Source organism: Xanthomonas citri pv. mangiferaeindicae (assembly GCA_002240395.1).
GTDB lineage: Bacteria > Pseudomonadota > Gammaproteobacteria > Xanthomonadales > Xanthomonadaceae > Luteimonas > Luteimonas citri_A.
Genome location: CP016836.1, coordinates 3,060,398 through 3,073,868 on the forward strand (window position 1 = coordinate 3,060,398; position 13,471 = coordinate 3,073,868).

A 13,471-nucleotide genomic window follows, 5' to 3' on the forward strand; every position below is an offset into this window, starting at 1 on the left:
CACCGCGAGGTTTCCTTCACGATGCGATCCCGTCTCCGTGCGTTCCAACTCCTGATGCTCGTCGCAATCGCGGCCTTGTTCCTGGCCGCCTGCGGCAAACAGGAGCCTGCCGAACCGGCGGTGCCGCCGCCCAAGCCGGGACCCATCGCGCAGGTGCCCGAACCCGAGCCCGAACCCGAAGAAAAGGGGCCGCCGGAGTTGCCGCCGCTGTTCGCCGATATCGAGCGCCGGACGTTCCAGTACTTCTGGGACACCACCAACGAGGTCAACGGCCTGACGCCTGACCGCTTCCCGTCGCGGCCGTTCTCCAGCGTCGCCGCGGTCGGCTATGCGCTGACGGCGTATCCGATCGGCATCGAGCGCGGCTGGGTCAGCCGCACGCAGGCGGTTGACCGCACGCTGACCACGCTGCGGTTCTTCCGCGACGTGAAGATGGGGCCGCAGGCCACCGGTACCGGTGGCCACCAGGGCTTCTTCTATCACTTCATCGACATGGACAAGGGCCACCGGGTCGAGCCGTGGGTGGAACTGTCGAGTGTGGACACCGGCCTGATGATGATGGGCGTGCTGTTCGCGCAGTCGTACTACGACCGTGACGATCCGCGCGAAGCCGAGATCCGCAAGCTCGCCGATCAGCTCTACCGCAATGTGCGCTGGCCGTTCCTGCAGCAGCGCAAGCCGCTGATTTCGATGGGCTGGTACCCCGAAAGCGGCTTCATCGAGCACGACTGGACCGGCTACGACGAGGCGATGTTGGTCTACATCCTCGCGCTCGGCTCGCCGACCCATCCGGTCGGTCCCGAGGCGTGGGAGGTGTGGACGCGCACCTACGACCGGCTGTGGGGTGTGTTCCGCGGCCAGGAGTACCTGAGCTTCGCGCCGCACTTCGGCCATCAGTACAGCCATGTCTGGGTCGATTTCCGCGGTATCCGTGATGACTACATGCGCCGCCGCGGCATCGACTATTTCGAGAACAGCCGCCGGGCGACCTATGCGCAGCGCCAGTACGCGATCGACAATCCGATGGGCTGGAAGGACTATGGCGAGAACGTCTGGGGTCTCACCGCCAGCGACGGGCCGCAGCGCACCGACCAGGATTACAACGGCGAGCAGCGCGAGTTCCGCCACTACACCGCACGCGGCGCAGGCCTGGACGGCGCGTTCGATGACGGCACGATCGCGCCGACCGCAGCGATCGCCTCGATCGCGTTCGCGCCGGAGATCGTGATCCCGGCGACCGAGGAAATGCACCGTCGCTACGGCGACTTCCTGTACTCGAGCTACGGCTTCCTGGACGCGTTCAACCCGAGCTTTACCTATGAGGACGTGCCGCTGAAGACGGGCCGCATCGTGCCGGGCAAGGGCTGGGTGGCCAGCGATTACATCGCCATCGACCAGGGGCCGATCCTGGCGATGATCGCCAACTACCGCAACGATTTCGTCTGGAACGTGATGAAGAAGAACCCCTACATCCGCGCCGGTCTGGAGCGGGCAGGGTTCACCGGCGGTTGGCTCGCCGGCGAGGACGAGCCGAAGGACTCCGGGCCGCCGGATGCCGATGCGGCGACGGCGCGTGCAGTCGGCATCGCCGAGTCGCGCGGTGCCAATCAGACGCCGCCGCGCGATGCGCCGGCGCCGGCGCCCGCGCCTGCGCGCGCGTCCGACCCGGTGCCGGTCGAGTGAGTCGCGTCGGGCGCCGCGCGTGGCGTGCACGGGCAGGGCGGGCATGACGTCCCTGATCCGCCGTACCTGGCTGTTGTGTGCGCTGGTGCTGGTTCTGGCCGGTTGCGCGCGGCGGTCCGACGAGACCGTGATCCGGTTCTGGGCGATGGGCCGAGAGGCCGAGGTGGTCGCCGAACTGGTGCGTGAATTCGAGGATCAGCATCCGGGCATCCGGGTGCAAATCCAGCAGATCCCGTGGACCTCTGCGCACGAGAAGCTGCTGACCGCCTACGCGGCCGACGCGCTGCCCGACCTGTGCCAGCTCGGCAATACCTGGGTGCCGGAATTCGCGGTGCTCGGTGCGCTCGAGCCGCTGCAATCGCGGGTCGACGCCTCGGCGATCATCGACCAGGCGGACTACTTCCCGGGCATCTGGGATACGAACGTCGTCGACGGCACGCTGCTCGGCGTGCCCTGGTACGTCGACACGCGCCTGGTGTTCTATCGCCGCGACCTGCTCGAGGCGGCCGGTGTCACGCGCTTCCCGCAGACCTGGACCGAATGGGAAACGGCGATGGCGGCGGTCAAGCGCCACGTCGGGCCGTCGCGCTATGCGGTGATGCTGCCGCTCAACGAGTTCGAGCAGCTGCTGTCGTTCGGCCTGCAACAGAACGACCCGTTGCTGCGCGACGATGATGGCCGCGGCAACTTCCAGAGCCCGGGCTTTCGCCGCGCGTTGGGCTTCTACGCCAACATGTTCGAGCAGGGCTGGGCACCGCGGATGTCGGAGACGCAGATCTCCAATGTCTGGGACGAGTTCGGCCGCGGCTTCTTCACCTTCTACGTGTCGGGCCCCTGGAACATCCGCGAGTTCCGCACGCGGTTGCCGGCCGACCTGCAGGACAAGTGGGCGACCGCGCCGCTGCCTGGGCCAGAGGGGCCGGGTGTGGGCATCGCAGGCGGCACGTCGCTGGTGATGTTCCGCGATTCGCCCAACAAGGAAGCGACCTGGCAGCTGGTCGAGTTCCTGTCACGGCCCGATATCCAGGCGCGGTTCTACCAGATGATCGGCAACCTGCCGCCGCGGCGCAGCACCTGGGCGTCGGGTGAGATGCAGTACGGGGAGGAGGCGCTGGCGTTCCGCGAACAGCTCGAACGCGTGCGGCCCACGCCGAAGGTCCTCGAATGGGAGCGGATCGTGCAGGAGATGCGGTTGGCCAGTGAGCGCGTGGTCCGCGGTGGCATGCCGCAGGACCAGGCGCTGCAGGGGCTGGACGCGCGCGTGGACACGCTGCTCGAGAAGCGGCGTTGGGTGCGCGCGCAGGCGGCGGAAGGCGCGGCACATCCGAGCGCGGAGGCCGCCCATGCGCGCTAGTACCGCAGGCTGGGTGTTTGCCGGGCCGGCATTGATCCTGCTCGGGGTGTTCTTCGGGATCCCGGTGGCCTCGGCGCTGCTGCTGAGCCTGACCGACTTCGATCTCTACGCGCTGTCGGATACTTCGAACCTGCGCTTCGTCGCGCTGGGCAATTATCTGGATCTGCTGCAGACCCCGCTGTTCTGGAAGTCGCTGGGCAATACGGCGTACTTCGTCGTCATCGGCGTGCCGTTGTCGATCGCGGTGTCGCTGGGGGCGGCGTTGCTGCTCAATGCCAAGGTGGCGCGGTTCAAGGGGCTGTTTCGCACCGCGCTGTTCGCGCCGGTGGTGACCACGCTGGTCGCGGTCGCGGTGATCTGGCGTTATCTGTTCCACACCAGTTACGGCCTGGTGAACTGGGCGCTGGGCCATGTCGGCATCGCGCCGATCGACTGGCTGGGCGATCCGACCTGGGCGATGCCGACGATCATTCTGTTCGCGGTGTGGAAGAACTTCGGCTACAACATGGTGATCTTCGTCGCGGGGTTGGCGGCGATTCCCGAAGACCTGTACGAGGCCGCGCGCATCGACGGCGCATCGCGCTGGAAGCAGTTCGTCCACGTCACGCTGCCGATGCTGGGGCCGGTGTTGCTGGTGGTGGCGGTGATCACGGTCTCGGGCTACTTCCAGTTGTTCGCAGAGCCCTACGTGATGACGCGCGGCGATCCGCTGCAGAGCACGGTCAGCGTGCTGTACTTCATGTACGAAGAAGGCTTCATGTGGTGGAACCTGGGCCGTGCCTCGGCGGTGGCCTTCATGCTGTTTCTGATCATCCTGGGCGTGACCACGCTGCTGCTGCGCGCCGGCCGGCGCAAGGAGATGGTATGAGCGCGGTGCAACGCGAAGTCGGCGCGTCGCGCTGGTCGGGCTGGCTGGTCAATGGTGGCCTGGTCGTGCTGGCGCTGATCGCACTGGCGCCGCTGCTGTGGATGCTGTCGGTTTCGTTCATGCCCACCGGCGAGGCCAGCAGCTTTCCGCCGCCGTTGCTGCCTTCTTCGTTGACCACGGCCAACTACGAGCAGTTGTTGCTGCGCGGGGGCATGGTGGGCTACTTCACCAACAGCCTGCTGGTCTCGGGCGCGATCACGCTCGGCGCGTTGCTGATCAACACCATGGCCGGCTACGCGTTCGCCAAGCTGCGCTTCGCCGGGCGCGAGCGGCTGTTCCAGTTGCTGCTGGCCGCGCTGGTGATTCCGGCGCAGGTCGCAATGCTGCCGCTGTTTCTGATGATGAAGGGCATGGGCCTGGTCAACAGCTTCGGTGCGGTGATCATCCCAGGCCTGGCGACGGTGTTCGGCATCTTCCTGGTGCGCCAGTACGCGCGCTCGATCCCCGACGAACTGCTCGAGGCTGCGCGCATCGACGGGGCCGGCGAGCTGCGGATCTTCTTCCAGATCGTGCTGCCGATGCTCAAGCCCGTGCTGGTGACGCTGACGATCTTCACCTTCATGGCCGCCTGGAACGACTTCATGTGGCCGCTGATCGTGCTGACCGACCAGAGCAATTACACCCTGCCGGTGGCGCTGGCGGCGCTGTCGCGCGAGCACATCCAGGACGTCGAAATGATGATGGCCGGTGCGGTCGTGACCGTGATTCCGGTGCTCGTACTGTTCATCGCGCTGCAGCGCTACTACATCCAGGGCCTGCTGCTCGGCAGCGTGAAGGGGTGAGGGCGCATGCTTGCGAAGCACTGCTTCGCATGCGCCCGAACGCCCGCCTCGCATCTGCAATGCGGATGCCGCTGCGACACGCGCGCACGCGCGTCTGATCCGATCACCGCAACACGCGAACCACGGAGTCACCGTCCCGCATGAAGATCCTCGACACCCGCGCCGATTGCGCGCCTGCCGATACCGACATGACGCCCGCCGGCGACGTCCTTTCAGTCGATGGCCGGTCCCACGCCGTCCTGTCGCGCCGAGCCGCCACCATGGCAATGCTGGCCGCCGCGTTGGCGGCCTGTTCCGTGGCACCGTCGCCGGGCAGCGAGACCGGCGCGACGGGCGACGCGGGTGCCCGTGTGCTGGACGAGTTCGAGGACCTGTCCGCCTGGACGGTGGTCACCTCCAACCAGGTCACCGGCACGCTGCGCAGGGTCGACGGCGAGGACGGCGGCGCGCTGTGCCTGGACTACGACTACAACGGCGTGTCCGGCCATGTCGGTATCCAGCGCGAACTGCCGCTCGAGTATCCGGACAACTACCGCTTCGGCTTCCGGCTGCGCGGCGAGTCGCCGGCCAACGATCTGCAGTTCAAGCTGATCGACGCCAGCGGCGACAACGTGTGGTGGGTCAACCGGCCCAGGTACGATTTTCCGACCGAGTGGACGCAGGTCCAGTACCGCAAGCGCCATATCGACAAGGCCTGGGGGCCGGATCCGGACAAGACCTTGCGCGCGAGCCACAAGGTCGAGTTCACGATCTACAACAACGCCGGCGGCAAGGGCAGCGTGTGCTTCGATACGCTGACTTTCGAGCCGCTGCCGGCCGACGACGACTCGCCGCTGACGGTCAGCGCGGCCTCGACGACCACGCCCGATGGCACCGGCAAGGCGGTCGACGGCAATGCCGGCACCGCGTGGGAGGCCGGCGCCGCGCCACAGAAGCTGGTGCTGGATCTGGGCAAGGTGCGTGAGTTCGGTGCGCTGCGCCTGCAGTGGCTCGACGGGCGCCATGCGGCCGACTACACGGTGTCATTGTCGACCGACGGCGAGCAGTGGACGCAGGTGCGTGAGGTCGCCGGCGGCAATGGCGGCGTGGACTGGTTGTCGTTGCCCGAGTCGGAGGCCCGCTATGTCGGTCTGGACCTGCAGGCCGGTCCGGGGCAGGGCTTCGCGCTTGCCGAGGCGGCGCTGCAACCGGTCGCGGTGTCCAACCATCCCAACGATTTCCTCAAGGCGGTCGCGGCCGAGCGACCGAAGGGCCAGTTCCCGCGTGGCTTCAGCGGTGAACAGCCGTACTGGACGATCCTGGGTCTGGACGGCGGCACCGAGCAGGGTTTGATCGGCGAGGACGGTGCGATCGAGGTTGCGGCCGGTGGCTTCTCGATCGAGCCCTTCATCCGCGCCGGCGACGGTCTGGTGACGTGGGCCGATGCCCGGATCACCCAGTCGTTGCAGGATGGCTATCTGCCGATTCCGAGCGTGGACTGGGTCCACGACGCGGTGTCGCTGCGCGTGACCGGCTTTGCCCGCGGTACACCCGAGGCATCGCAGCTGGTCGCCCGCTATCGGTTGACCAACTCGGGCCGCCAGCCGCGCGATTTCCAGTTCGCGCTGGCGGTGCGGCCGATGCAAGTCAACCCGCCGACGCAGTTTCTCAACATCAAGGGCGGTGTGAGCCCGCTGCACAGGCTGGCGGTCGCGCCCGACCGGGTCAGCGTCGACGGCGTGCCGCGTGTGTTCGCACGCGAGCCGGCGCAGCAGGTGTTCGCGACGACCTTCGACAGCGGCATGGACATCGAGCATCTGGCCGCCGGTGCACTGCCGGCGACGACCGAAGTCGAGGACGCACAGGGGCTGGCCTCCGGCGCGCTGGTCTACACGGTGCGGCTCGAACCGGGACAGGCGCGCGAGTTCGACCTGCTGATCCCGATGACCGGCGCCGCGCCCTCGCTCGCGGCAGGCCAGTGGCAGCCGCAGGCATGGCAGGACGAAATGGCGCGCACCTGGCACGGCAAGCTCGGCGAGGTCGGCATCGAGGTGCCCGAGGCCGGGCGCGATCTGGCCAACACGCTGCGCACCTCGCTGGCGCACATGCTGATTTCGCGCATCGGACCGCGCCTGCAGCCGGGCACGCGCTCGTATGCGCGCAGCTGGATCCGCGATGGCGCGATGATCTCCGAAGGCCTGCTGCGGATGGGGCGGCCCGAAGTCGTCAAGGACTACGTCGAGTGGTACGCCCCCTACCAGTTCGACAATGGCATGGTGCCGTGCTGCGTGGACGACCGCGGCAGCGATCCGGTGCCCGAGAACGACAGCCACGGCGAGCTGATCTTCAACATCGCCGAGTACTGGCGCTACACCCATGACGACGCCTTCCTGACGCGCATGTGGCCGCACGTGCTCGGCGCATTCGACTACATGGAGACGCTGCGCGCCAGCGAGCGCACCGAGGCGAACCGCAAGGTCAACGAGGCCTTCTACGGCATGATGCCGGTCTCGATCAGCCACGAGGGTTACTCGGCCAAGCCGATGCACTCGTATTGGGACAACTTCTGGGCACTGCGCGGCTACAAGGACGCAGTCGAGATCGCACAGGCGCTGGGCAAGACCGAGGACGTGGCCAGGATGACCGCCGCGCGCGACGAGTTCCGCGCCGACCTCGACGCTTCGCTGCGCGCCGCGGCCAGGTTGCATGGGATCGACTATCTCCCCGGCGCGGCCGAACTCGGCGATTTCGATCCCACCTCGACGACGATCGCGCTGGCGCCCGGTGGCGAGCAGGGGCGGCTGCCCGAGGACCTGCTGGTCAACACCTTCGAGCGCTACTGGACGCTGTTCGCCGATCGCCGCGACGGCCGCAAGCCGTGGAAGGACTACACGCCGTACGAGTGGCGCAACGTCGCGGCGTTCGTGCGGCTGGGCTGGCGCGAGCGCGCCAACGAAGTGCGCGAATGGTTCTTCGGCCATCGCGCGCCGCTGGCGTGGAACCAGTGGGGCGAGGTCGTCACGCCGACGCCGCGCAAGCCGTTCTTCCTCGGCGACCTGCCGCACGCCTGGGTCGGGTCGGACTTCGTGCGCTCGGCGTTGGACATGTTCGCCTACGTGCGCGAAGTCGACGACAGCATCGTGCTGGCGGCAGGCGTGCCGGCGGATTGGTTCGACGGCATTGGGGTGCGGCTGCACGGCATGCGCACGCCGCGGGGCAAGCTCGGCTACCGGTTGCGGCGCGAGCACGACGTGCTGGCACTCGACGTCGATGCCGATGCCGGCCTGCCGCCCGGCGGCCTGGTGCTGCAGTGGCCGTATCCGAACGTGCCCGGGGCGACGACCATCGACGGCCAGGCGGCGCACTGGCAGGGCAATGAACTGCGCATCGCGCGCGCGGGTGCGCGGGTGCGCGTGCAGATTCCCGCGTCGCCCTGAGCCACGACCGTACCCACTGCATCATTCCCCGCGCTGCGCGACGCATCGTGGGGATCGCTGACATCACACGAGGAGACATCGGCGGGATGACCACCACCAGACTCGGCCGCGCGTTGCTGTGCGCGCTGGCCATTGCCGTTCCCGGCCCGGCGCTGACCGCGCAAGACGCAACGGCCGCCATGCCGTGGATGGACCCGGACAAGTCGCCGGATGCGCGCGCCGCGCTGCTGGTCGCGGCGATGACCCAGGACGAGAAGTTTCAGTTGCTGCGCAGCCGCTTCGCGATCGGCGAGAACAAGCCGGCCGAGGCGCTGACTGCAGCCGGCTATGTGGCGCCGATCCCGCGCCTGGGCATCCCGTCCCAGGGGCTCGTCGATGCGGGCCTGGGCGTCACCAACCCTGGTGGCGCGCGCGAAGGCGACCATGCCACCGCGATGCCATCGGGCCCGGCGACCGCATCGACCTGGAGCCGCGAGGTCGCATTCCTGGGCGGCCAGACGATGGGCCGCGAAGCGTGGCGGCAAGGCTTCAATGTGCTGCTGGCCGGCAGCGTCAACCTGCAGCGCGATCCGCGCAACGGGCGCAACTTCGAGTACGCCGGCGAGGATCCGCTGCTGGCCGGCACGCTGGTCGGCGAGTCGATCCGCGGCGTGCAGTCGCAGCACGTGCTCTCGACGATGAAGCACTACGCGCTCAACGACATGGAGACGCATCGCAATTTCCACAGTGCGCAGATCGGCGATCGCGCGATGCACGAATCCGACCTGCTCGCGTTCCGCATCGCGCTGGAGATCGGCGAGCCGGGCTCGGTGATGTGCAGCTACAACCGCATCAATGGCGTCTATGGCTGCGAGCACGACGAGCTGCTCAACAATGTGCTCAAGCGCGATTGGAAGTACCCCGGCTATGTGATGTCGGACTGGGGTGGAGTGCACAGCGCGTCGAAGGCGGCGCTCGCCGGGCTGGACCAGCAATCTGCAGGTGAGGTGTTCGATAAGGCGGTGTACTTCGACCGCCCGCTGCGCATGGCGGTCGATGCCGGCGTCGTGCCGCAGGCGCGGGTCGACGATATGGCCCATCGCATCCTGCGCAGCCTGATCGCGGTCGGCGCGTTCGACCATCCGCCGCAGCGCCAGCCGCCCGATGCCGAACTCGACGCGGCGGGCTTTGCGGTCGCGCAGCGCACCGCCGAAGAGGGCGCCGTGTTGCTGCGCAATGCGGGCGAGCTGCTGCCGCTCGGCGCCGATGTGCGCCGGATCGCGGTGATCGGCGGCCATGCCGACCGCGGCGTGATCGCCGGCGGAGGCTCATCGATGGTCGGCTGGACTTCGCGCGGGCCCAACGCGGTGCCGGGCGTGAAGCCGACCACCTGGCCCGGGCCGGTGATGTTCCAGCCGTCCTCGCCGCTGTCGGCCTTGCGCGAGGCGGCACCGCAGGCGCGCGTTGACTACGCCGACGGCAGCGACCGCGCCACCGCGGCGCGGCTGGCGCGCGAGGCCGATGTGGCGATCGTGTTCGCGACTCAGTGGTCGGCCGAGTCGGTGGACCTGCCGGACATGCGGCTGCCCGATGGCCAGGACGCGCTGGTCGACGCCGTTGCCGCAGCCAATCCGCGGACGGTGGTGGTGCTGCAGACCAATGGCCCGGTCGCGTTGCCCTGGGCCGATCGCGTGCCGGCGATCCTGCAGGCGTGGTACCCGGGTATCCGCGGTGGCGAGGCGATCGCGCGCCTGCTGACCGGCGCGGCCAATCCATCCGGGCGCCTGCCGGTCACCTGGCCGGTCGATGTCGCGCAACTGCCACGGCCGCACGTGCCCGGGCTGGGGTTCAATCCGCCGCAGAAGCCCGAAGACACGATCGATTACGACATCGAAGGCGCGAACGTCGGCTACCGCTGGTTCGCGGCCAAAGCGCTGACGCCGCGCTACGCCTTCGGCCATGGCCTGTCGTATACCCAGTTCGCGCTGTCGGATCTGACCGTGCATGCCGACGGCGACCGCCTGATCGCACGCTTCGCCGTCCGCAACACCGGCGCGCGTGCCGGCGCCGCGGTGCCACAGCTGTATGTGCACCTGCCCGAAGGCCACCCGACGCCGCTGCGACTGGCCGGCTGGGACAAGCTCGAGCTGCAGCCGGGCGAGTCGCGCCGCATCGAGGTGGCGCTGGCGCCGCGCCTGTTCGCCGACTACGACCCGGCCACGCGCAGCTGGCGCATTCCCGCCGGCCGCTACCGCATTGCGCTCGGGCAGTCGGCTGCCGACACCGCCGAGACGGCGACGCTGGACCTGCCGGAACGCACGCTGGACTGAGCGGCGCGGCGCACAGCGCCCCCACACCAACCCTCCCCCGTGATGCGGGGAGGGAGCAGCGACGCTGGACCTGCCGGAACGCACGCTGGACTGAGCGGCGCGGCGAACAGCGCCCCCACCCCAACCCTCCCCCGCGGTGCGGGGGAGGGGGTAGTGCCACCGAGCCGCTACCTCCCCGCAGGGCGGGGGAGGTCGGCGCCTCCGGCGCCGGGTGGGGGCACGGGCCTGCCCAGACGAGCTGCTAGGGTCGTCCCCAGTGGAGCGGCGGGGCCACGGTTGCTACCGTCCGGGTTCCAGGCCCGGCATTCGCTCCAGACCCGGGCGTCCGTCTCGCGGAGTTCGCCATGAATGCCCAGGTCTCGGCCCACCGTTCCTTCGATCCGCCGTCGCCGGCTGTCGATACATTGCAGGGGGCGTCCCGCGACGCCGCCAATGCCGCTGTCGCCGGCATGGACGCCGCCGCGATCGATACGCTGCGCAGCGACGTCCAGGCACTGCCGGCCAGTGAGCGGCAGGGGCTGCTGAACGAACTGGTGACCCGGCTCGACGCCGGCAATCTGACACGCCTGCACGATGTTTTCGGACAGGACGCGGTGGCATCGGCCGTCGACATGCGCGCGCCGGCCGAGGTTCGCGAGGCGTACCAGGCGACGTCGGGCGGGACGACGCCCGCGGCGTCCACTGCGGGCCCCGCGCTGCCGCCGATGGACATCGCGCGGATCGAGGCACAGCAGCGCCAGCGGGCGCAGGACGATTTCGCGGCGGCCGGTCTCGACACTGGTGCGATCAGCGGGCCCTATCAGCTGTCGGAGTTGGCGCGCACACACGCGACCGAGCCCGCCTACCTTGCCGAACTGGTCCGGCTGGCGGACGATGCCGATCTGCTGGCGTCGGTCGTTGCGCCGCTCCACGGGCTCTACAGCCGCGACTCCGGAGGCGGTTACGCGTTCGGCGGCGCCGACGGCGATGCCGCGCGCGAGGCCATGACGCATGCGCTCGGCGTCGCGGTCGAGCGTGGCGTGCTCAGCGAGGGTGGCATTCGGCATGCTGCCGCCGACAGTGCGGGTTGGGCGGATGTCGCGGGCCGGCTGGGCATCGACAACGTCGGGCGCACCCAGGCGAGCAATGACGCGGCGGCGACGCTCGAGTCGCTGGGCAAGGACTACGACGACGCCAAGAAGGCGGTCGACAAGCTCGATGAGGAGCTCAATACGTTCCTGTTACGAGCCGGGCCACTGACGCCGGAGCAGCAGGCCGATTTCATCGAGGCATTCCGTAGCGCCGAGGGCCATGCGGAGGTCTATGCGGCCGAGATCGAGGCGGGCAACGCACTGGCGCAGTACGTGGAGCAGCATCGCGACGCGTTGCTCGATAGCGCGATCCGGGATCCCGCTGTCGCCCAGCAGGTGGTCGACATGCTCGGCCGGCTGGCCGATTCGGGCCATGGCGAGATGGCACTCGAACTGCTGAGCCAGATCGGTGCTGCGCCGACATCGGCGCTGGGGGAGGCGTTCGCCGCGCATGCCGAGACCTTGCAGGGCAAGTTGTTCGAGCGGATCTCGAGCGCCGCCGCAATCGAGATCGTCGGCAAGCACGAAGGCGACCTCGATGCGGCGATTGCCGAACTCAAGGCGCTGTTCGAGCCGTTCAAGGACGCGCACTCGCTGTTCAAGAACCTCAAGGGGGGCGTCGACAGCTTCGTCGAGGGCTTCCGCCTGCTCGAGCAGGCCGGCGACGGCAATTTCGATGCGCTCAAGAAGTTGGCCGATGGCTTTGCAGACGCCTCGCCGTTCCAGCGCGCACTGTCGGCAGCCGGTGTGGTCATCGGCGCGGTCAAGGCCGCCGAGAACGGATCGGACGGCAACTACCTCGAAGCGGTGCAGGGCTTCGCGTCGGCAGGCGAGAGCGGTCTCAACCTGTTGGCCGGTGCGACCAAGCACTTCGCCGACGCAGGCCGGCTGGCGCAGTACGGCGACGACGCGGCACGCTTTGCGGCGTTCGCCACACGTCTGGCTCCTGCACTGGGCGTGGTCGCCAGCGCGACCTCGATGGTGCTCAATGCGCAGAAGGCCGGTGAGCACCACAACGTTGGCTTCGCCATCGCAGCGATCGGTGATGCCTTCAGCGTCATGGGCAGTGCGGTGTCCGCATTTCCGGGCGGGCAAGCGCCCGGTGTGCTGGTCAACGCGATCGGCACCGTGATCTCGACACTCGGCGGCTTCATCGGCGATGCCATCGACAAGCACCAGACGCGCGAGGAGCTGCGCGGCTACCTGGAAGCGGCTGGCGTCGCGCCCGATGTGATCGAGCAGATGCTGTTCGCCGGCGAGAAGGCGCACGAAGTGGCCGCCGACCTCGGCCTCGATGCGAAGGCGTTTCAGGCGTTGATCGCTGCGCATCCCGAGATCGCGGAATCGCCGGGCCATCTTGCCGCCTTCGCAGACCTTGCGACCGCGGCGGGGATTCCCTCCGATCAGGTACAGGACTTCGCCAACGCCCTGGCGCGAAGTAATCCCAACTTCGCCTGGGACCTGTTCGGCATCCAGTCGTCGTTGCCCGCCTCGCCCTCTGGCCGCGACGCGATGCTGCGCGATTATCTCGAAGCCAACTACCCGCAGGCCTTCGAACTGGCGAAGACCGCGTCGCCGGAGCTGTTCGGCGACGCTGCACGACAGCGCGAGAACGCACGGGTCGATTACGAGCGCGACGGCGCCAGCCCGAGTTTCGAACTGACGCTCGCCAACAACCTCATCCGCAACGACGACCCCGCCTATCGCGCCGAGATGATCGGTCTGCTCGCGCGCGATGGACGTCTGGAGATGTGGGTCGACCACCTCGCCGGGTACGGCGGCAAATGGGCCGAGGCGGCGGCCTCGGCGATCGACGATGCCGCGGCAGCTGGCGTGATCGACCGCGCGACCGCCGACTCGCTCAAGACAACGCTGGGCTGATGCTGCCGCCTGCGCGGCGGTCCATCCGCCGCGCACGGGCCGCCAACG

At 68.6% G+C, this 13,471-nt stretch carries 7 protein-coding genes; all 7 read left to right on the forward strand.

Annotated features, from left to right (window positions below; genetic code table 11):
* Nucleotides 1-21 precede the first annotated feature (21 nt).
* Nucleotides 22-1,683 (forward strand): hypothetical protein, encoded by a 1,662-nt coding sequence (locus tag BEN78_13340; protein ID ASR44205.1) that lies wholly within the window; start codon nucleotides 22-24, stop codon nucleotides 1,681-1,683.
* Nucleotides 1,684-1,726: 43 nt separating this feature from the next.
* Nucleotides 1,727-3,037 carry an ABC transporter substrate-binding protein gene (locus BEN78_13345; protein ASR45134.1) on the forward strand — a complete coding sequence of 437 codons (1,311 nt, stop codon included), beginning with the start codon at nucleotides 1,727-1,729 and terminating at the stop codon, nucleotides 3,035-3,037.
* Entirely contained in the window at nucleotides 3,027-3,905 is an 879-nt protein-coding gene (locus BEN78_13350; protein ID ASR44206.1) for a sugar ABC transporter permease, read from the forward strand. Before BEN78_13345 ends, BEN78_13350 begins: the two co-directional genes overlap by 11 nt.
* A 5-nt stretch (nucleotides 3,906-3,910) precedes the next feature.
* On the forward strand, nucleotides 3,911-4,747 hold the full coding sequence (locus tag BEN78_13355) for a sugar ABC transporter permease (protein ASR45135.1): 837 nt from the start codon (nucleotides 3,911-3,913) through the stop codon (nucleotides 4,745-4,747).
* A 296-nt stretch (nucleotides 4,748-5,043) separates the two neighbouring features.
* The gene (locus BEN78_13360) at nucleotides 5,044-8,163 is read left to right on the forward strand and encodes a coagulation factor 5/8 type domain-containing protein (protein ID ASR45136.1); all 3,120 of its coding nucleotides are present in this window, start codon (nucleotides 5,044-5,046) and stop codon (nucleotides 8,161-8,163) included.
* Nucleotides 8,164-8,249: 86 nt separating this feature from the next.
* Nucleotides 8,250-10,472: a glycosyl hydrolase gene (locus BEN78_13365; protein ID ASR44207.1), complete on the forward strand. Its 2,223-nt coding sequence runs from the start codon at nucleotides 8,250-8,252 to the stop codon at nucleotides 10,470-10,472.
* 344 nt (nucleotides 10,473-10,816) lie between these two features.
* Nucleotides 10,817-13,423: a hypothetical protein gene (locus BEN78_13370; GenBank protein ASR44208.1), complete on the forward strand. Its 2,607-nt coding sequence runs from the start codon at nucleotides 10,817-10,819 to the stop codon at nucleotides 13,421-13,423.
* Nucleotides 13,424-13,471: the final 48 nt, after the last annotated feature.